The following is a 19,921-nucleotide window of genomic DNA, read 5'->3' on the forward strand; positions in this document are numbered from 1 at the left end:
CAACATCCTGGGCATCTGTAATGAATGTTCAGCAACTTCGTCTACTGGAGATCGTTATGGAGATCCTCTACAACATCTTTACCGTCTTTTTTAATCAGGTCATGACCAATGCACCGTTGCTGTTGGGTATTGTGACCTGCCTCGGCTACATCCTGTTGCGTAAAAGTGTCAGCGTCATTATCAAAGGCACGATCAAAACGATTATCGGTTTTATGTTATTGCAGGCAGGGTCGGGCATTCTGACCAGCACGTTTAAACCGGTGGTGGCGAAGATGTCTGAGGTTTACGGTATCAATGGCGCGATCTCCGATACCTATGCCTCCATGATGGCAACCATTGAACGAATGGGGGATGCCTACAGTTGGGTAGGGTACGCCGTACTGTTAGCGCTGGCGCTGAACATTTGTTACGTACTGCTACGGCGTATTACCGGCATTCGAACCATCATGCTGACTGGGCACATCATGTTCCAGCAGGCGGGGCTGATTGCTGTCTCTTTCTACATCTTTGGTTACCCGATGTGGACCACCATCATCTGTACCGCGGTGCTGGTGTCGCTCTACTGGGGCATTACCTCCAATATGATGTACAAACCGACGCAGGAAGTAACTGACGGCTGTGGTTTTTCCATCGGTCACCAGCAGCAGTTCGCCTCCTGGATTGCTTACAAAGTCGCGCCGTATCTGGGTAAGAAAGAGGAGAGCGTAGAAGATCTCAAGCTGCCAGGCTGGCTGAATATCTTCCATGACAACATCGTTTCCACCGCGATTGTGATGACCATCTTTTTCGGGGCGATCCTGCTCTCTTTCGGCATAGATGTGGTTCAGGCGATGGCGGGTAAAACCCACTGGACGGTCTATATCCTGCAAACCGGTTTTTCGTTTGCTGTCGCTATCTTCATCATCACCCAGGGCGTACGTATGTTCGTTGCTGAACTTTCAGAAGCGTTCAACGGTATCTCTCAACGTCTGATCCCCGGCGCGGTGTTGGCTATCGACTGCGCAGCGATTTACAGCTTTGCCCCCAACGCGGTGGTCTGGGGCTTTATGTGGGGCACCATCGGCCAACTGATTGCGGTAGGTATTCTGGTTGCCTGCGGCTCTTCCATCCTGATTATCCCAGGCTTTATCCCGATGTTCTTCTCGAACGCCACTATCGGCGTATTTGCTAACCACTTTGGCGGCTGGCGCGCGGCGCTCAAGATTTGCCTGGTGATGGGGATGATCGAAATCTTCGGCTGCGTTTGGGCGGTGAAACTCACCGGTATGAGCGCCTGGATGGGCATGGCGGACTGGTCAATTCTGGCACCGCCGATGATGCAAGGCTTTGCCTCCATCGGCATCGTGTTTATGGCCGTCATTATTTTGATTGCACTGGCTTATATGTTTTTCGCAGGACGCACGTTGCGCGCTGAGGAAGACGCAGAAAAACAACTGGCAGAACACTCTGCTTAATAAGGAGTTCCGATTATGACCGTACGTATTCTGGCTGTGTGTGGCAATGGGCAGGGCAGTTCCATGATCATGAAAATGAAGGTGGACCAGTTTTTAACCCAGTCAAATATTGACCATACGGTAAACAGCTGCGCCGTGGGTGAATACAAAAGTGAACTGAGCGGTGCGGATATCATCATCGCTTCTACGCATATCGCCGGTGAGATTACCGTTTCTGGCAATAAATATGTCGTCGGCGTACGCAACATGCTGTCTCCTGCCGATTTTGGACCAAAACTGCTGGAAGTGATCAAAGCGCATTTCCCGCAGGACGTGAAGTAAGGGGCGGCATATGAAATTACGTGACTCGCTGGCAGACAATAATTCCATCCTTTTGCAAGCCGAGGCCAGTACCTGGCAGGAAGCGGTAAAGCTTGGTGTGGATCTGTTGGTTCAGGCTGATGTGGTTGAACCACGCTACTACCAGGCCATCCTTGATGGCGTTGAGCAGTTTGGCCCGTACTTTGTGATTGCACCAGGCCTGGCAATGCCGCACGGCCGTCCGGAGGAAGGAGTTAAGAAAACCGGTTTTGCGCTGGTGACGCTGAAAACGCCGCTGGTGTTTAACCACGAAGATAACGACCCGGTCGATATTCTGATAACGATGGCGGCAGTTGATGCCAACACGCATCAGGAAGTGGGCATCATGCAGATCGTGAATCTCTTTGATGACGAAGCCAATTTCGACCGTTTACGCGCCTGTCGCACCGCGCAGGAAGTGTTGGATTTAATTGATAACGCCACTGCGGCGGCTGTTTAAAAGGATACACAAAATGTCATTACCTATGTTGCAGGTTGCGCTGGATAACCAATCAATGTCTTCCGCGTATGAAACGACGCGTCTGATTGCCGAAGAGGTCGATATCATTGAGGTGGGCACTATTCTTTGCGTGGCAGAGGGCGTGCGCGCCGTTCGCGATCTAAAGGCGCTTTACCCGCATAAAATTGTGCTGGCGGACGCCAAAATTGCCGATGCGGGAAAAATCCTCTCCCGCATGTGTTTCGAAGCCAACGCTGACTGGGTCACCGTCATCTGCTGTGCGGATATCAACACCACCAAGGGGGCACTGGAGGTGGCGAAAGAATTTAACGGTGATGTACAGATTGAACTGACGGGTTACTGGACCTGGGAGCAGGCGCAAGAGTGGCGTGACGCGGGCATTGGGCAAGTTGTGTATCACCGCAGCCGTGATGCGCAGGCAGCAGGTGTGGCGTGGGGAGAGGCAGATATCAGCGCGATCAAACGCCTGTCCGAGATGGGATTTAAAGTCACCGTCACCGGCGGTCTGGCGTTGGAAGATCTGCCGCTGTTCCAGGGAATTCCGATTCACGTATTTATTGCCGGTCGCAGCATTCGCGATGCCGCCTCTCCGGTGGAAGCGGCCCGTCAGTTCAAACGTTCTATCGCCCAGCTGTGGGGATAAGGAGCGACTATGTTGTCGAAACAGGTCCCGCTCGGTATTTATGAAAAGGCACTCCCCGGCGGGGAGTGCTGGCTGGAGCGCTTGCAGCTGGCGAAGGAACTGGGCTTTGACTTTGTCGAAATGTCGGTTGATGAAACCGACGCTCGCCTGGCGCGTCTTGACTGGAACCGCGAGCAGCGACTGGCGCTGGTGGCCGCTATCGCCGAGACAGGGATACGGGTGCCGTCCATGTGCCTGAGCGCTCATCGACGTTTCCCGCTGGGCAGTGAAGATGATGCGGTACGCGAACAAGGGCTGGAGATCATGCGTAAAGCGATTCAGTTTGCGCAGGATATCGGTATTCGCGTTATTCAACTGGCGGGTTACGACGTTTATTACCAGCAGGCCAATAACGAAACGCGTCGTCGGTTTCGCGATGGGCTGAAAGAAAGCGTAGAGATGGCGAGCCGTGCACAGGTGACGCTGGCGATGGAAATCATGGATTATCCACTGATGAATTCGATCAGTAAGGCGCTGGGATACGCTCACTATCTCAACAATCCGTGGTTCCAGCTGTATCCCGATATCGGCAATTTGTCGGCGTGGGACAACGATGTGCAGATGGAGCTGCAGGCGGGAATGGGCCATATTGTTGCCGTACACGTGAAGGATACCAAACCCGGCGTATTCAAAAATGTGCCGTTTGGTGAAGGGGTTGTCGATTTCGAACGTTGTTTTGCGACGCTCAAACAGAGTGGGTATTGCGGGCCATACCTGATTGAGATGTGGAGTGAAACGTCGGACGACCCGGCACGTGAAGTGGTGAAGGCGCGCGACTGGGTGAAAGCGCGTATGGCCAGCGCCGGTCTGGTGGAGGCGGTGTAATGCAAAAACTCAAACAGCAGGTTTTTGAGGCTAATATGGATCTGCCGCACTACGGGCTGGTGACGTTTACCTGGGGTAATGTCAGCGCCATCGACCGCGAACGCGGGATGGTGGTGATTAAGCCCAGCGGCGTCGACTACCAGACAATGACAGTGGACGACATGGTGGTTGTGGATCTGCACGGCAACGTGGTGGAAGGACGCTATCGTCCTTCTTCCGATACCGCCACCCATCTGGCGCTGTATCGTCGCTATTCCTCTCTTGGCGGCGTGGTGCATACCCACTCAACCCACGCGACGGCATGGGCGCAGGCAGGTCTGGCAATTCCTGCGCTAGGCACGACGCATGCGGACTACTTCTTTGGTGATATCCCCTGCACCCGGGCGTTAACTGAAGCGGAAGTTCAGGATGAGTATGAGCTGAATACCGGCAGGGTGATTGTTGAAACGCTGGGGGAGGTGGAACCTTTGCATACGCCAGGCGTAGTGGTGTACCAACATGGCCCGTTTGCTTGGGGCAAAGACGCTCATGACGCGGTACATAACGCGGTGGTGATGGAAGAAGTGGCAAAAATGGCATGGATTGCGCGTGGCATTAATCCGGCACTCAGCGCTATCGACAGTTATCTGATGAATAAGCACTTCATGCGTAAGCACGGCCCAAATGCCTATTACGGGCAGAAGTAGGAAAAAACGTTCCGGAGCCAACTCTTCATGGGGATGAGATCGGTCTGGCTTCGGGATTGTTTTGCAAAAAAAGCCCCCAGTGAAGGGGGCAAGTCAAACTGTGGCAATGTTCTCGTTGGTTATTTCTGGTGTTAACGATAAATATCTGCACTGGCGTGCATATTTCCGTTACTACCGGGTTCCCTGGTGAGGATCACGTGGTAGTAGGTTGCGCCTTGCGCATCGGTCTCTTCATTCAGGGCCTGAGTGGCTTCACTTTCAGTGGCGAAGTTATGATTTATGTAAATGACGCCTAAGCTCTGCACATCATCCATGTTCCAGGCCTGATGGTTATCAATTTTGATGGCTGCCGTTGCATTTGCACTGAGCAAAAGCACAGCCAGAAGGGTCAAAACACGGGCTCGCATATGTACCTCCTCGACTGCGGTCTCTGGTTGCCTCTCTCCTGTGAGTGATTAACTTCTGATGTAATTTTAACCGCTACCAGCGCAGTCGATAGCGACCATTTCTGATGCAGTTGTTCAAAAAATTACCGCATAACCATCTTTTCTTTAATTAACAGTCTGCTGGTGTATACCGCTGCGGTGAAAAAATACCTGCCTTTCGCGCATAAGCTCTTACCAAATAGTCAATTTAATCGGGTGAGTACGCCGTTTATAGTGAGCCGGATAATTAATATAACTTTATGATAATAAGGCAAAAACTTATGGATACTTCATTCATGGATCTCAGCTATTTCGTAGTTATGTTTATGGTCGCGCTGGTGGCTGGCTTTATTAACGTGGTGTCGGGTGGTGGTGGATTTCTCTCTATTGGCGCACTCTTAATTTCTGGTTTACCCCCGGCTAATGCGCTGGCAACCAATAAAATTCAGGCTCTGGGTAGCTCGCTGACCTCCGGAATTTACTTTTTACGCCGAGGACATATCAACGTGCAGGAGCACAAGTATGTGTTTTTATCTGCCTTTATCGGTTCTGCGCTGGGAACGACGCTTATCCAGTTCATTGAACCGGAACTGCTGAAGAAACTGCTCCCAATCCTGATTATCGCAGTCGCCATTTACTTTATTTTTGCGCCAAACCTTAGCGAACCGAAAAGAAAGCAGCAGGTATCCCTGTTTCTCTTCTCGTTGATCGGTGGGGGATGTATTGGTTTTTATGATGGCTTTCTCGGTGCAGGGGCAGGTTCCTTTTATACCCTCAGCTATATTCTGCTGTGGGGATACAGTATTGATAAAGCGCAAATCCACTCGAATTTTATTAACCTGGCGTCGAACATCGCCTCGATTTTGTTCTTCATTTTCGGCGGTAAAATGATCTGGTCGCTGGGTTTGGTGATGTTTGCAGGGCAATCCCTTGGCGCACGTCTTGGTGCGACAGTCGTACTGACGCGCGGTAAGAAAGTCATCCGACCCATGATTGTCATTGTCTCCATTTGTATCAGCATCAAAATGCTGCTGGATATGTATTAATGGCGACATGATAAATAATCGTACAAGCACCTTGAGTTTACCTGCTGACCCCAGTATTATGACGCGTCATTTTTCAGCCGACCTTTAACACGTTCCTTGCCTCCATGGGCCTCGGCTGACCCAGACAGGAGGCTGAATAATCCGTAAGGAGCAATTCGATGCGTCATTACGAAATCGTTTTTATGGTCCATCCTGACCAGAGCGAACAGGTTCCGGGTATGATCGAACGCTACACTGCTGCCATCACTGGTGCAGAAGGCACGATCCACCGTCTGGAAGACTGGGGCCGCCGTCAGCTGGCTTACCCGATCAACAAACTGCACAAAGCTCACTACGTTCTGATGAACGTTGAAGCGCCGCAGGAAGTGATCGATGAGCTGGAAACTACCTTCCGCTTCAACGATGCCGTTATCCGCAGCATGGTTATGCGTACTAAACACGCTGTTACCGAAGCATCTCCGATGGTTAAAGCGAAAGACGAGCGTCGTGAACGTCGCGATGATTTCGCTAACGAAACCGCAGATGATGCTGAAGCTGGGGATTCTGAAGAGTAATTTCTGATGACCAACCGTCTGGTGTTGTCCGGCACTGTGTGCAGGGCCCCCCTTCGAAAGGTCAGTCCATCAGGAATTCCTCATTGCCAGTTCGTGCTTGAGCATCGTTCTGTGCAGGAGGAAGCCGGATTTCACCGGCAGGCGTGGTGCCAAATGCCCGTTATTATTAGCGGACAAGAAAACCAGGCCATTACTCACAGTATAACGGTCGGTAGCGCAGTGACCGTTCAGGGGTTCATCTCTTGCCACAAGGCAAAGAACGGCCTGAGCAAAATGGTTCTGCATGCCGAGCAGATTGAATTGATAGATTCTGGAGACTAGCCATATGGCACGTTATTTCCGTCGTCGCAAGTTCTGCCGTTTCACCGCGGAAGGCGTTCAAGAGATCGACTATAAAGATATCGCTACGCTGAAAAACTACATCACCGAAAGCGGTAAGATTGTCCCAAGCCGTATCACCGGTACCCGTGCAAAATACCAGCGTCAGCTGGCTCGCGCTATCAAACGCGCTCGCTACCTGTCCCTGCTGCCGTACACTGATCGTCATCAGTAATCGGTCACGGTCCATTAATACGACTTTGAGAGGATAAGGTAATGCAAGTTATTCTGCTTGATAAAGTAGCAAACCTGGGTAGCCTGGGTGATCAGGTTAACGTTAAAGCGGGCTATGCTCGTAACTTCCTGGTACCACAGGGTAAAGCTGTTCCTGCTACCAAGAAAAACGTTGAATTTTTCGAAGCGCGTCGCGCTGAGCTGGAAGCTAAACTGGCTGACGTTCTGTCCGCTGCTGAAGCTCGTGCTGAGAAAATCAACGCACTGGAAACCGTAACCATCGCGTCTAAAGCTGGCGACGAAGGTAAACTGTTCGGTTCCATCGGTACTCGCGACATCGCTGACGCTGTAACTGCAGCTGGCGTTGAAGTAGCTAAGAGCGAAGTTCGTCTGCCGAACGGCGTTCTGCGTACCACTGGCGAGCACGAAGTGAGCTTCCAGGTTCACAGCGAAGTGTTTGCTAAGCTGACTGTAAACGTAGTTGCAGAATAAGTTTTTATTCTGATGACCGCGTAAAAGCGCCGGCCCTGTGCCGGCGTTTTGCTTTTCTGTTCCCCCGCTTTTCTCTCTGGCTATTCTTTATCCTTTTCGGGATAATCACAAAAATAAAACATTATTTCAAAGTGGTGATGGAATGGAACCAACGCACCAACCTCTGTTTGCGCGTAAAAATGTTGTCTACCTGAGCGCGGCGTTCTGCTGCCTGCTGTGGGGGAGCGCCTATCCGGCGATCAAAAGCGGATATGAGATCTTCCAGATTGCCACGGATGACATTCCCTCAAAGATTGTCTTTGCCGGATATCGCTTTCTGTTTGCGGGATTATTGCTGCTACTGCTGGCGGTAGCGCAGCGTAAACCGATTGGCCGGTTAAGCCCGCGTCAGTACGGCCAACTCACGCTGTTGGGACTAACGCAAACCTCGCTGCAATATATCTTCTTCTACATTGGCCTGGCGTTCACGACGGGAGTGAAAGGGTCCATCATGAATGCGACCGGGACCTTCTTCAGCGTGCTGCTGGCCCATTTTATCTACCATAACGACAAACTGAGCTACAACAAAGCGCTGGGCTGTATTCTGGGCTTTACCGGTGTAATGGTGGTGAACTTTAGCAGCGGAATGGATTTTAGCTTCAGCCTGTTAGGAGACGGCTCAGTAGTGATGGCAGCCTTTATTCTCTCTGCTGCCACGCTATATGGAAAACGTATTTCTCAGACGGTGGACCCGACGGTAATGACAGGGTACCAGTTGGGCGGTGGCGGTCTGGCGTTGGTTATCGGCGGCTACGCTTTTGGCGGCACGCTAACCGTACACGGTGCGTCTTCGGTGGCGATTCTCGGCTACCTGACGTTACTCTCTTCGGTCGCTTTCGCCTTGTGGAGTATTCTGCTCAAGCATAATCGCGTGGGGATGATTGCGCCGTTTAACTTCCTGATCCCGGTTTCGGGTGCAGTGCTGTCGGTAATATTCCTCGGTGAAAACATTCTCGAATGGAAATATGCGGTAGCGCTGGTGCTGGTGTGTTCGGGGATCTGGTGGGTGAACAAGGTGAAACGCTGACGTTTCACCTTGATGCCTGATGGCGCTATCTCTTATCAGGCCTGGAATCGCGGGGTCACAGTGCTTAACGGGCGCGGATAAAACTGCCGTTAGGCTGGCGGGTAAACAGTACCTGCTGACCATTCCCGGTATCAATGGTTAATCCCGTCACCACGCCATTGGCATTCTGCCTGATCTGTATCATCTGACCGTCTTTCAGATTGCTCAGTGGTTTTCCGGCACCTTCAACCTGTGCCATCGCATACACATCGGTTGGCGGGAGGTTATGGTCACGGAATACCTGCGCCAGCGTTTTACCTGAGTCTACGCGGTAGGAGCGCCACTGCTGGTCAATTCCGCTATCCTGTTGGAAAGGTTGTGTCTGAGGCTGAGATTGCTGGACCTGAGGCTGCGCATCAGGTTCGCTTTCCTGGATTGGCTCTGGCGCAACCGGAGCGACCTGGCCGGGATCATTTTGCGGCGGGACAAGCTGTGCCTGTAGCTGAGCCTCGGTCGGTGGCTGCGACTGTGACTGTAAATCCAGCTGGGCAGTACGCGTCACCACAGGGGTATCGCTGGTGTCACTGGAAGGGAGCAGGAAACCTATCACCAACACAATAGCAGCAATAATAATGCCGCGGCGGTGCATAGGCGGTAGCGGGTCCATAATGCGAAAATTGTCCGGTGCATGCCAGATTTTCGCCAGGGTTGGTTTTAATTCAAAGCGCCCGGGCATGGCTTTCCTCCTGCTCCGCGTCTCGTTCCTCGATCATAGAGTATAGATGGCTAACGCTATGATGTTCGTCATATTACCCGCTTTCGTGACGTCAACGCGGGATATTCCTATTGTTTATGTTTCCTCGCGATTTGTCATCTGTTCCCGAGACAAAGTTTTACCGGATGCGGCATGGCTGATATGCTGCCCGCTACTTTACATCCGATGAAAGGAAATATGATGGCTAACCCGACTTTTGACACTATCGAAGCGCAAGCAAGCTACGGCATTGGTTTGCAGGTAGGACAACAGCTGAGCGAATCCGGACTAGAAGGACTGTTGCCTGAAGCGCTGGTAGCGGGTATCGCTGACGCGCTGGAAGGTAAGCACCCGGCAGTGCCGGTTGATGTTGTGCATCGCGCACTGCGTGAAATCCACGAACGTGCTGATGCAGTTCGTCGCGAGCGTTTCCAGGCTATGGCGGCTGATGGCGTCAAATATCTGGAAGAAAACCGTGAGAAAGACGGTGTGAACAGCACTGAATCTGGTTTGCAGTTCCGTGTTCTGACCCAGGGGGAAGGTGCTATTCCGGCACGTACTGACCGCGTTCGCGTGCACTACACCGGTAAGCTGATCGACGGTACCGTGTTTGACAGCTCTGTCGCACGTGGCGAACCGGCTGAATTCCCGGTTAACGGCGTAATCCCAGGCTGGATTGAAGCGCTGACCCTGATGCCGGTAGGTTCCAAATGGGAACTGACTATTCCTCAGGAACTGGCTTACGGCGAGCGTGGTGCTGGCGCGTCCATTCCTCCGTTCAGCACGCTGGTGTTCGAAGTTGAGCTGCTTGAGATCCTGTAAGCAGTGACTTCTGTTCCCCCCGAGGCCGGGGGGAGCAAAAAAATAGCGTGAAAAGCTATAGTTACGTCGTTGTCGATATTTTATCTTGCAAATGCCCCGTCAGTGTGTATTTTTGTGAGCTGATTCGCGCTATCAGAGTGATATGACACTCACTTTAAACATTAAATTAACATTATATCTAAATCTTAGTATTCATCCCGCCAATTCTTACCTAATATCGATGAGTCCTGATAACAGGATCGTCGTATCATAGACACACTAAAGGCCGTAGAGCCTGAACAACACAGACAGGTACAGGAAGAAAAAACATGGTAGATCAGGTAAAAGTCGACACCGCTGAAGAGGCGTCGTCTGAACAGTCGCTACGGCGCAATCTCACAAACCGTCATATTCAACTTATTGCTATTGGTGGCGCTATCGGTACTGGCCTGTTTATGGGCTCCGGTAAAACCATCAGTCTCGCCGGACCGTCGATCATCTTTGTGTATATGATCATCGGTTTTATGCTGTTTTTCGTGATGCGCGCAATGGGTGAATTGCTGCTCTCGAATCTGGAGTACAAATCGTTTAGTGATTTCGCCTCCGACCTGCTCGGGCCATGGGCCGGGTATTTTACCGGCTGGACCTACTGGTTCTGCTGGGTCGTTACCGGAATGGCAGACGTTGTCGCGATTACCGCGTATGCGCAATTCTGGTTCCCCGAACTGTCAGACTGGGTCGCCTCGCTGGCGGTGATTGTGCTGCTGCTGAGCCTCAACCTTGCCACTGTAAAAATGTTTGGTGAGATGGAGTTCTGGTTTGCGATGATCAAAATCGTCGCCATCATCGGCCTGATTGTCGTCGGTCTGGTGATGGTGCTGACGCACTTCCAGTCACCAACCGGCGTTCAGGCATCGTTCACGCATCTGTGGAATGACGGTGGCTGGTTCCCGAAAGGTCTGAGCGGCTTCTTTGCCGGCTTCCAGATAGCGGTGTTCGCATTTGTGGGTATTGAGCTGGTGGGTACGACCGCAGCAGAAACCAAGGATCCGGAGAAATCTCTGCCGCGCGCCATTAACTCGATTCCAATCCGTATCATCATGTTCTACGTGTTCGCGCTGATCGTGATTATGTCCGTCACGCCGTGGAGCTCGGTAGTACCAACCAAGAGCCCATTCGTTGAACTGTTTGTGCTGGTTGGTCTACCTGCTGCGGCGAGTCTGATCAACTTTGTGGTGCTGACTTCAGCTGCCTCTTCTGCAAACAGCGGCGTGTTCTCTACCAGCCGTATGCTGTTCGGTCTGGCGCAGGAAGGCGTTGCGCCTAAAGCGTTTGCCAAGCTGTCTAAACGCGCAGTTCCGGCGAAGGGTTTAACCTTCTCCTGTATCTGTCTGCTGGGCGGCGTGGTGATGCTGTACGTGAACCCGAGCGTGATTGGCGCCTTCACCATGATCACCACTGTATCGGCGATTCTGTTCATGTTCGTCTGGACCATCATTCTTTGCTCGTACCTGGTGTACCGCAAGCAGCGTCCTCACCTGCATGAAAAATCAATCTACAAGATGCCGTTAGGCAAGCTGATGTGCTGGGTATGTATGGCGTTTTTCGTCTTCGTACTGGTACTGCTGACGCTGGAAGATGATACCCGTCAGGCGCTGATCGTCACGCCGCTGTGGTTCATCGCGCTGGGTCTGGGCTGGTTGTTTATCGGTAAGAAACGTATGGCAGGCGTGCGATAATCGCTAAGCAGTGAGATGTTGGCCGGATAAGGCGTTTACGCCGCATCCGGCACTATGCTGGCGGGATTGCCTGATGCGGCTTCGCCTTATCAGGCCTACGTTTGAGGTCGTTGTAGGCCCGGTAAGCGCTAGCGCCACCGGGCTTTTTTATTCACCTGCGAGGGCACGCGGGAACAACACATTGTTTTCCAGGCTGATGTGTTCCATCAGGTCGTCGATCATCTCGTTAATGCCGTTATACATGGCTTTCCAGGTAGTGCAGGCCTCTGGTGGCGGCGTTACGTTATGGGTGATGTGTTTGATCACTTCCACCAGTTCACCCGCATCGTCATGTTCGCTTTCCATCACGCTGATTGGCCCCATCGCCTGGCTACCCATGCCCTGTTTGATCATCGGGAACAGGATCTGTTCTTCTTTCATCATGTGGCTGGACAGCTCTTCATGCAGCATGGTCAGGTTTTTCGCCAGACCGCGCGGTACGTTCGGTTTGTCTGCGTGAACGCGTTCAACTTTAGTGGCCTGCAGGATCAGCTCCGGCAGCTGTTCGCGGTGTCTGTCGTGATAACGCACGATGATATGGTCGATGATTTCAGCCAGAGCCACGGTACGCCAGTCTTTCTCCAGCGGCTGTTCAGCCAGCTGCGCGAGCTGCGCCTCAATAACGTCTAAATCCAGCTCTTTACGCGCGGCAGCGCGTGCCAGCGTTTGCTTACCGCCGCAGCAGTAATCCATATCGTATTTACGAAACAGGGCCGAAGCGCGAGGAATAGAGAGCGCCAGTTCACCTAAAGGTTGATCGCGATAAGACATTGCCGTTACCTCATTCTCAATAATATAAGATGCATTTTAAATGCAACTTATGGCGAAGGATATAACCCTTTCGGGGTGGGGTGTTTTGTGATGGGCGTCACGAAAATTTCTTATCTCGTTAAGATGCTGAATCTTATTGGAAAGGAGAAGTACGGCGAAAAAAGCCGCACGATAGGATTAAATAAGCGCACGCCGCTGCCGATAGTTAGACCTCAGACAATACCTGCATAATAAAAGGCTACAGATGTTCAAACGAATCAAAGTGATAACCTTACTTATCACCGTGTTACTCGCGCTGGGCGCAATGCAGCTCATCTCCGCGGGCGTCTTTATTGGCGCACTCAATAACGATAAGCAGAACTTTAACGTGTCTCAACTTTCCAGCCAGAACGTGGCCGAGTTTACCGATGCGTGGATTAGCCTGAACCAGGCTCGCGTCACGCTCAACCGGGGCATGCTGCGTTTACAGGGAACCATGGCCAGCGATATTAACGGCGGTCAGTTGCAGGAGCTGGTGAACACGGCAAATCGCCTGTTGGCCGAATCGAAAGAGCATTACGATAAATACTACGCTCTGCCTGAAACGCCGGGGCTGGATGAGCATCTGGCCGATCGACTGGAAGAGCAGTACGGCATCTATTCTGCGACGCTGGCAAAAATGAACGCGCTGCTGGCTGAAGGAAAGCTGGAAGAGATGTTTAAGCAGAATGCCGAGCAAAAGCAAACGGCCATGCAGGAAGTTTATCGGCAATGGCGTAGCGCGCAAACGGCGCTGGCCACTGCCGGAGTGCAGGACAATGAGAGTGATTACCAGAAGATAATCTGGCTGCTGTCCGCGGTGATGCTGATTGTCGTCACCGTGATTATCGCCAGTTGGCTGGCGATGCAGCGAGTGCTGCTCAAGCCGCTCCACGAGGTGATGGGGCATATTCGCCACATTGCCGCAGGCGATTTGACGCACCCCATCAGCGCCGACGGCAGTAATGAAATGGCGCTGCTGGCAAGCAACGTCCGTGACATGCAGCAGGCGCTGGCGAATACGGTCAGCGTGGTGCGTGACGGGGCCGATACCATCTATACCGGCGCGGGTGAAATCGCCGCAGGCAGTAACGATCTCTCTTCACGTACCGAGCAGCAGGCCGCCTCTCTGGAAGAGACCGCAGCCAGCATGGAACAACTTACCGCAACCGTGAGACAGAACGCAGATAACGCGCGTCAGGCGACCAGTCTGGCAAAAAATGCTTCACAGACGGCGCAAAAAGGCGGAACCGTGGTTGATGGTGTGGTGCGTACGATGGATGAAATCGCCACCAGTTCCAGCAAAATCGCGCAAATTACCAATGTTATCGACGGTATTGCCTTCCAGACCAATATCCTTGCGCTAAACGCGGCGGTGGAAGCGGCGCGTGCGGGCGAGCAGGGGCGCGGATTTGCCGTGGTCGCAGGCGAGGTTCGGACGCTGGCGCAGCGTAGCGCTCAGGCGGCGAAGGAGATCAAAGCGCTGATAGATGACTCAGGGAATCGGGTCAATGCCGGTACGGCGCTGGTGCATGAAGCGGGCGAAACGATGGCGGAAATAGTTAGCGCCGTGACTCGCGTGACCGATATCATGGGCGAGATTGCCTCGGCCTCTGATGAACAGAGTCGGGGTATCGATCAGGTAGGCCAGGCGGTTGCCGAAATGGATCGCGTCACGCAGCAAAACGCCTCGCTGGTAGAAGAATCCGCTTCCGCCGCTGCTGCGCTTGAAGAGCAGGCCGCGCGGTTGAACCAGACGGTAGCGGTGTTTAAGGTGTCGCGCCGGATGGCGGCGTAAACGCCTTATCCGGCCTACATGAGATCGTACAGTCCTTGTAGGCCGGATAAGCAGTGCCATCCGGCACATTATGATTGTGAAACCACCACGATGCTCGGTTTCTGCGGCTTGGCTCTGACGGCTATCACCACCCCAACCATCAGCAGCGCAATACCGCTAACCGTCAGCAGAGGTGGAAATTCCTGACGCAGAATAAAGGTGTACAACAAACCGGCCAGCGTTTCGAAGACAATCAGCGGGCCGAGGATCACCGTCGGTAATTTTTGGCTGGCGACGTTCCAGCACAGTGCGCCAACCCACGAACACAATACCGCAATGGCTATCATCAGACCGATAAACACGCCCGGACGCGGACCGAAGGGTAGAGCGAAGTCCGGCGTTTGCCCGTTAAGCCACAGGCAGGCGGCAATGTAACCGAGCAGAGAAACGGGCAACGTTACCAGAGCCTGGGCCGTCGCCCACATCATCGGGTGCTTATCCGGATTCTCGCGCAGCCAGCGGGCATTACGCAGCGCGTACCATGCCCAACACACCACCGAGACAAGCGCCAGCGCGATGCCGGAACCATAACGCCAGCCACTAAAGTCTGGTAACCCCTGATTCAGCTCCGAGATATTCACGCACAGCAGTCCTATACCAATCAATACCAGCGCAGGCGACAGACGCCACCATGATAATTTGCCGTCACGCTGGCTGTAGAGCAGGTTAGCGAAGACTGGGATCACCACCGGCAATGTACCAATAATCATCGTGGAGACCGGTGCGCCGGTGCGCTGGATGGCGCTTGCCAGGCAAACGTAATAAATCAGATTCCCCATCATTGTTAGCGTCAGCGCAGTTACCCAGTCTTTCCGCACGAGTTGACGCAGGCGCGCACGTCCCAGCCAGGCAATCGGCAATGCGATCAGCCCCAGCGCCAGATAACGCCCCATCGACTGCAATACCGCCGGGTATTCCGGTACGATCAGCGGTCCAACAAAAATTAATCCCCACATCAGCCCGGCCAACAGGGCATACAACACACCGCTAATCATTTTGGACATCCACATCGTTTAACAATACGTCGAGTGTAGGCAGGAAAAATGCTGCCGTATTGTATGAGATTGCTGATCAACGCCGGACGACTTGTTTCTGATAACGCACCGGCGTAATGCCGTAGCGATGGGTAAACGCGCGGGTGAGATGCGACTGGTCGGTGAGGCCGGTTGCGGCGGCGACCTCTGCGGCGGGCATACCGTAAGTGAGAAAACCTTTGGCTCGCCACAGCCGGATCGCCATCAGCATCTGGTGCGGCGTGACGTGGAAATGAGACTTAAACTGGCGCTGAAAATGCCAGGGACTCAGCGATGCAACCCGCGCCAGCTCGTCGAGCGTGACCGGATGCATATAATTATCGTGCAGATACTCACGTACCCGTTCAAAGCGATGCGCCCCCTCCGTTAATACTGGCGCATGGCGGGCCAGCGGCTGGAACGTGTCGATCAGATCGAGTAGAAGGCCTTTTTGCGCCAGCGGATCCTCCGTGTTCCACAGGCCGTGGATCAGCGAGCAGATCTGGCGCGAGCGCAGCGGATCGTGACGCGTTACGTCATGAAACCACCAGTGGCGGATCCCGGTGACCTCTTCCAGAAGATCGGGTTCAAGATAAATCATCCGATAGCGCCAGCCGTCGGCGGTTTCGGCCTCGCCGGTATGCAGCTCATCGGGATTCATGGTGACGACGGAATGGGCGGGGGCAACATACTGCGTGCCGCGATAGCGAAAACGTTCGGCTCCGGCTTCTATCGCGCCAATGCCAAACGCTTCATGGGTGTGCGGCTCGAAAGCGTAACGCGAGATGTGTGCATGATACAGCTCAACGCCCGGCACCTGCGCCAGATGGCGAAAGCGGGCGCTGTCTTTCTCATCAATAAACTGCTCAGGTACACCTTGCACGTTTTCTCTCCCCACGCATCATCCTGTCATTATCAGAGAGGATGCGCGGGGATGCCACCACAATTAACTAATTTTTAACACTTACACGATGCCTTTGACGCTGTCAGACAACGAGGTGGTCGGGCGACCAATCAGTTTGCTCAGCGTATGGCTGTCGTCGAACAGACCACCTTTGGAGGCGCCAGTGTCTGAGTCAGCCAGCATGTCCGCCAGCCCGGCAGGCAGGCCTACACCTTTTAGCGCGGCGGCAAAATCTGCTTCGCTCAGGTTCTGATACACCACTTTTTTACCACTCTGTTTTGCCAGCTCGGCAGCCAACTGGCTCAGGGTCCAGCCTGCGTCGCCCGCCAGTTCATAAGTTTTACCGGCGTGACCGTCTTCACTGATGACGCGCGCGGCGGCAGCGGCATAGTCGGCGCGGGTCGCTGAGGCAATTTTGCCTTCACCTGCAGCCCCGATAAACACGCCGTGTTCCAGTGCAGCCGGTGCGCTGGCGAGATAGTTTTCGGTGTACCAGCCGTTACGCAGCAGCGCGTAGGCGATACCGGATTCAGCCAGCATCTTCTCGGTTGCCACATGCTCATCAGCCAGCCCCAGCGGGGAGGTGTCGGCGTGCAGCAGGCTGGTGTAGGCGATGAATTTCACGTGCGCGGCTTTCGCTGCGTTAATCACGTTGCGATGCTGCGGGGCGCGTTGTCCCACTTCGCTGGAGGAGATTAGCAGTAGTTTGTCGATACCCTGTAAGGCAGTTGTAAAGGCGGCTTCATCGCTGTAATCCGCCTGACGAACGGTAATGCCCTGCTGGCTAAGCGCCGTCGCTTTAGCGGGATTACGCACAATTGCCACAATCTGGCTGGCAGGAACGGTTTTCAGCAGAGATTCAATAACGTGTTGGCCCAGTTGGCCGGTGGCGCCGGTAATTGCGATCATGGGGTGACTCCTTGGTATTGGTCTTGTGTTTAATCACGCTAACACCTAAACTTACTTTTAGTAAGTACGCACAAAAAGGTTAGTATGAAAATGACAGCATCGACGCTCTCCCAGCAGTTACGCGATGGCAACTTGTTTGCCGAACAGTGTCCCTCCCGTGAGGTGTTAAAACACGTCACCAGCCGCTGGGGCGTGTTGATTCTGGTGGCGCTGCGCGACGGTACGCACCGTTTCAGCGATTTGCGCCGTAAGATGGGCGGGGTCAGTGAAAAGATGCTGGCGCAATCCCTGCAAGCGTTAGAACATGACGGGTTTATCAATCGGGTGTCGTATCCGGTGGTGCCGCCGCACGTGGAGTATAGCCTGACGCCGTTGGGTGAGCAGGTGAGCGATAAAGTCGCCGCGCTTGCGGACTGGATAGAACTGAATTTGCCGCAGGTTTTAGCGCAGCGGGACGAACGGGCTGCGTAGTTTTGTAGGCCGGATAAGACGCTATTGCGCCGCATCCGGCACGAAAATTACTTACTTAAATCCAGCTGATAAATAGCGAAACCGATGTCATCGGTCGCGACTTTCTTCAGCGGATACTGGCCTTTCTCTTTAATAAATGCCGCGGCTTTATCAGACGGTGATGTTTCAAAGCGAATATCCAGTGGTGTGTCGCGATGAATTGGCGCCAGACGCCAGTTGTTATCTGCCGCCGGGTGAATTTCACCGGCACGCTTCGTCTCAGCACCAATCCACGCGGCCAGCACCGAGCGGTTTTCATCCGGAGAGGCAAACGCGATGTGGCTGTCGCCGGTTCCGGCAAACTTACCGCCGTAGGCGCGGTAGTTGTTGGTCGCGACGAGGAAGGTGGCATTCGGATCGATTGGTTTGCCGTTAAAGGTCAGATTTTTAATACGTTCCGCTTTCGGGTTAATGGTCTGACATTCACCGTCGTAGCGAGCAGGTTGTGAAACATCAATCTGATAATTCACGCCGTCAATCACGTCGAAATTATAGGTACGGAAGCCATCCCAGTTAATCAACGACTGTGGTTTGCTGCTGTGGATATCAATCTGATTGAACTGCCCGGCAGAACATTCCAGCCACTCTTTCACCTCTTTACCGCTGGCTTTCACCACCACCAGAGTGTTGGGATAGAGATACAAATCAGCGGCGTTACGGAAGGTTAACTGACCTTTTTCGACTTCTACGAAGCTTGCCGGATCGTTCTTGCGTCCACCGACCTTAAACGGCGCGGCGGCAGAAAGTACCGGTAGTTTTGCCAGATCCGGATCGCCCTGAATAAAGTGTTCTACATAGGCTTTCTGCGCGTTGTTCACCACCTGTACGGTCGGGTCATCCTGTACCAGCGCCAGATAGCTGTACATGTTGTCGGCGGATTTACCGATCGGTTTGCTGACAAACTCACGCGTGGCGTCGTGATCAGCTTTCAGGATCTCAACGATTTTTTTGTCTTCTGCTGCCAGTGATTTTTTGGCTGCGGCGTCATAGATCGGACGTGCCTCGGCTTTCGCCTGAGTGACCTGCCATTTACCGCTGTCGTTATTCAGCACTAAATCCACCACGCCCAGGTGATCGCCCCACATACCCGGCATCACCGCAGGAACCCCATTCAGCGTACCTTTTGTGATATCTGCGCCTTTAATATTGGCAAAGTCTTTACCCGGGAAGACGGCGTGAGCGTGACCAAACATAATGGCATCCACGCCCGGTACTTCACTGAGGTAATAAACGGAGTTTTCCGCCATCGTTTGATATGGGTCGGCAGAAAGCCCGGAGTGAGCAACCACCACCACGACATCGGCGCCTTTTTCTCTCATTTCCGGAACGTATTTGCGTGCAGTTTCCGTAATGTCGTTCACCGTGACTTTGCCGCTGAGGTTGGCTTTATCCCAGGTCATAATCTGCGGTGGCACAAAGCCGATATAGCCAATCTTCAGCGTCTGCTTGTTCCCTTCCTTGTCGACCACCTCAGTGTCTTTGATCAAGTAAGGCGTAAACAGCGGCTTTTTGGTCTTCACGTCGATGATATTGGCGTTAACGTAAGGGAACTTCGCTCCGGCCAGCGCGTTGTGCAGATACTCCAGACCGTAGTTGAATTCATGGTTGCCGAGGTTACCCACCGCGTAATCCAGGGTATTCAGCGCCTTATATACCGGGTGAGTTTCGCCCGCTTTCAGCCCCTTGGCCGCCATGTAATCCCCGAGCGGGCTGCCCTGAATCAGATCGCCATTATCAACCAGCACGCTGTTTTTGACTTCACCACGCGCAGCGTTGATCAGACTTGCCGTACGTACCAGACCGAATTTTTCAGTCGGTGTATCTTTGTAATAATCGAAATCCATCATATTGCTATGCAAATCAGTGGTTTCCATTATACGCAGATCGACGGTCGCGGCATTGACGCTGGCTGCAATCAGCGTTGCCAGAAGCGTTGCACTAAACTTAATCATCAGGGGCATCCTTTTAAGATCTAAGCCACAAAAGAAAATGTATATAAATCTTCTTGCTTACAGAACTGTGAATCATGACATGAATATAGCGTT

General features: G+C 53.1%; 23 protein-coding genes. 16 read left to right on the forward strand and 7 right to left on the reverse strand.

Features of this window, described 5'->3' with window-relative positions; genetic code table 11:
• The first annotated feature begins 56 nt into the window (after positions 1-56).
• From ulaA to OGY68_RS00805, 6 genes are read left to right on the forward strand one after another with little or no spacing between them, the layout of a single operon-like run.
• Positions 57-1,454, forward strand: coding sequence for a PTS ascorbate transporter subunit IIC (ulaA, locus tag OGY68_RS00780; protein ID WP_003830456.1), 1,398 nt, complete (start codon positions 57-59; stop codon positions 1,452-1,454).
• 15 nt (positions 1,455-1,469) lie between these two features.
• On the forward strand, positions 1,470-1,775 hold the full coding sequence (gene ulaB / locus OGY68_RS00785; RefSeq protein WP_003025655.1) for a PTS ascorbate transporter subunit IIB: 306 nt from the start codon (positions 1,470-1,472) through the stop codon (positions 1,773-1,775).
• A gap of 10 nt (positions 1,776-1,785) precedes the next feature.
• A complete protein-coding gene (gene ulaC, locus OGY68_RS00790) occupies positions 1,786-2,253 on the forward strand; it encodes a PTS ascorbate transporter subunit IIA (RefSeq protein ID WP_057066583.1) in 468 nt (155 codons plus the stop codon).
• Between the two features lie 13 nt (positions 2,254-2,266).
• Positions 2,267-2,917 (forward strand): 3-keto-L-gulonate-6-phosphate decarboxylase UlaD, encoded by a 651-nt coding sequence (ulaD, locus tag OGY68_RS00795; protein ID WP_003025660.1) that lies wholly within the window; start codon positions 2,267-2,269, stop codon positions 2,915-2,917.
• A 9-nt stretch (positions 2,918-2,926) separates the two neighbouring features.
• Positions 2,927-3,781 carry an L-ribulose-5-phosphate 3-epimerase gene (locus tag OGY68_RS00800; RefSeq protein WP_003830452.1) on the forward strand — a complete coding sequence of 285 codons (855 nt, stop codon included), beginning with the start codon at positions 2,927-2,929 and terminating at the stop codon, positions 3,779-3,781.
• On the forward strand, positions 3,781-4,467 hold the full coding sequence (locus tag OGY68_RS00805) for an L-ribulose-5-phosphate 4-epimerase (protein ID WP_057066581.1): 687 nt from the start codon (positions 3,781-3,783) through the stop codon (positions 4,465-4,467). The genes OGY68_RS00800 and OGY68_RS00805 overlap by 1 nt, the downstream gene beginning before the upstream one ends.
• Before the next feature lie 131 nt (positions 4,468-4,598).
• Here the strand turns inward: OGY68_RS00805 and yjfY are convergent, their stop codons facing one another.
• Positions 4,599-4,874 carry a DUF1471 family protein YjfY gene (gene yjfY / locus OGY68_RS00810; RefSeq protein ID WP_286616735.1) on the reverse strand — a complete coding sequence of 92 codons (276 nt, stop codon included), beginning with the start codon at positions 4,872-4,874 and terminating at the stop codon, positions 4,599-4,601.
• A 299-nt stretch (positions 4,875-5,173) separates the two neighbouring features.
• Between yjfY and OGY68_RS00815 the strand changes: the two genes are divergently transcribed.
• The 6 genes from OGY68_RS00815 to OGY68_RS00845 all read left to right on the forward strand — a co-directional run bounded on the left by OGY68_RS00815 (position 5,174) and on the right by OGY68_RS00845 (position 8,602).
• Positions 5,174-5,938, forward strand: a complete 765-nt coding sequence (locus tag OGY68_RS00815) for a TSUP family transporter (RefSeq protein WP_057066579.1) — start codon at positions 5,174-5,176, stop codon at positions 5,936-5,938.
• Positions 5,939-6,096: 158 nt separating this feature from the next.
• A complete protein-coding gene (gene rpsF, locus OGY68_RS00825) occupies positions 6,097-6,492 on the forward strand; it encodes a 30S ribosomal protein S6 (protein WP_003025672.1) in 396 nt (131 codons plus the stop codon).
• Between the two features lie 6 nt (positions 6,493-6,498).
• The gene (priB, locus tag OGY68_RS00830; protein WP_057066577.1) at positions 6,499-6,813 is read left to right on the forward strand and encodes a primosomal replication protein N; all 315 of its coding nucleotides are present in this window, start codon (positions 6,499-6,501) and stop codon (positions 6,811-6,813) included.
• A 4-nt stretch (positions 6,814-6,817) separates the two neighbouring features.
• The gene (rpsR, locus tag OGY68_RS00835) at positions 6,818-7,045 is read left to right on the forward strand and encodes a 30S ribosomal protein S18 (RefSeq protein ID WP_000135199.1); all 228 of its coding nucleotides are present in this window, start codon (positions 6,818-6,820) and stop codon (positions 7,043-7,045) included.
• A 41-nt stretch (positions 7,046-7,086) separates the two neighbouring features.
• Positions 7,087-7,536: a 50S ribosomal protein L9 gene (gene rplI / locus OGY68_RS00840; RefSeq protein WP_003025676.1), complete on the forward strand. Its 450-nt coding sequence runs from the start codon at positions 7,087-7,089 to the stop codon at positions 7,534-7,536.
• A 142-nt stretch (positions 7,537-7,678) separates the two neighbouring features.
• Entirely contained in the window at positions 7,679-8,602 is a 924-nt protein-coding gene (locus OGY68_RS00845; RefSeq protein ID WP_286616737.1) for a DMT family transporter, read from the forward strand.
• A 64-nt stretch (positions 8,603-8,666) separates the two neighbouring features.
• Here the strand turns inward: OGY68_RS00845 and OGY68_RS00850 are convergent, their stop codons facing one another.
• Complete coding sequence (locus OGY68_RS00850) at positions 8,667-9,317, reverse strand: LysM-like peptidoglycan-binding domain-containing protein (RefSeq protein WP_057066574.1); 651 nt, start codon at positions 9,315-9,317, stop codon at positions 8,667-8,669.
• 219 nt (positions 9,318-9,536) lie between these two features.
• Between OGY68_RS00850 and bamJ the strand changes: the two genes are divergently transcribed.
• Together bamJ and cycA are read left to right on the forward strand one after the other, a co-directional pair.
• The gene (gene bamJ / locus OGY68_RS00855) at positions 9,537-10,157 is read left to right on the forward strand and encodes a BamJ family beta-barrel-assembly machinery protein (RefSeq protein WP_032934269.1); all 621 of its coding nucleotides are present in this window, start codon (positions 9,537-9,539) and stop codon (positions 10,155-10,157) included.
• Positions 10,158-10,465: 308 nt separating this feature from the next.
• Positions 10,466-11,875, forward strand: a complete 1,410-nt coding sequence (cycA, locus tag OGY68_RS00860; protein ID WP_008786019.1) for a D-serine/D-alanine/glycine transporter — start codon at positions 10,466-10,468, stop codon at positions 11,873-11,875.
• Positions 11,876-12,022: 147 nt separating this feature from the next.
• Here the strand turns inward: cycA and ytfE are convergent, their stop codons facing one another.
• Positions 12,023-12,685, reverse strand: coding sequence for an iron-sulfur cluster repair protein YtfE (gene ytfE, locus OGY68_RS00865; protein ID WP_003025690.1), 663 nt, complete (start codon positions 12,683-12,685; stop codon positions 12,023-12,025).
• A 244-nt stretch (positions 12,686-12,929) separates the two neighbouring features.
• Between ytfE and OGY68_RS00870 the strand changes: the two genes are divergently transcribed.
• Positions 12,930-14,501 (forward strand): methyl-accepting chemotaxis protein, encoded by a 1,572-nt coding sequence (locus tag OGY68_RS00870; protein WP_008786021.1) that lies wholly within the window; start codon positions 12,930-12,932, stop codon positions 14,499-14,501.
• A 68-nt stretch (positions 14,502-14,569) separates the two neighbouring features.
• Here OGY68_RS00870 and OGY68_RS00875 read toward each other — a convergent pair whose 3' ends face one another.
• The 3 genes from OGY68_RS00875 to OGY68_RS00885 form a co-directional block, all read right to left on the reverse strand.
• Positions 14,570-15,535: a DMT family transporter gene (locus tag OGY68_RS00875; RefSeq protein ID WP_020996260.1), complete on the reverse strand. Its 966-nt coding sequence runs from the start codon at positions 15,533-15,535 to the stop codon at positions 14,570-14,572.
• A 76-nt stretch (positions 15,536-15,611) separates the two neighbouring features.
• The gene (locus OGY68_RS00880) at positions 15,612-16,436 is read right to left on the reverse strand and encodes an AraC family transcriptional regulator (RefSeq protein ID WP_020996259.1); all 825 of its coding nucleotides are present in this window, start codon (positions 16,434-16,436) and stop codon (positions 15,612-15,614) included.
• An 81-nt stretch (positions 16,437-16,517) separates the two neighbouring features.
• Entirely contained in the window at positions 16,518-17,366 is an 849-nt protein-coding gene (locus OGY68_RS00885) for an SDR family oxidoreductase (RefSeq protein ID WP_057066573.1), read from the reverse strand.
• Between the two features lie 90 nt (positions 17,367-17,456).
• Between OGY68_RS00885 and OGY68_RS00890 the strand changes: the two genes are divergently transcribed.
• Positions 17,457-17,837: a winged helix-turn-helix transcriptional regulator gene (locus OGY68_RS00890; protein WP_032934267.1), complete on the forward strand. Its 381-nt coding sequence runs from the start codon at positions 17,457-17,459 to the stop codon at positions 17,835-17,837.
• 47 nt (positions 17,838-17,884) lie between these two features.
• Here the strand turns inward: OGY68_RS00890 and cpdB are convergent, their stop codons facing one another.
• Positions 17,885-19,828, reverse strand: a complete 1,944-nt coding sequence (gene cpdB, locus OGY68_RS00895) for a 2',3'-cyclic-nucleotide 2'-phosphodiesterase (protein WP_057066571.1) — start codon at positions 19,826-19,828, stop codon at positions 17,885-17,887.
• Positions 19,829-19,921 lie beyond the last annotated feature (93 nt).

Source organism: Citrobacter sp. Cpo065 (assembly GCF_030332805.1).
Classification (GTDB): Bacteria; Pseudomonadota; Gammaproteobacteria; order Enterobacterales; family Enterobacteriaceae; genus Citrobacter; species Citrobacter portucalensis.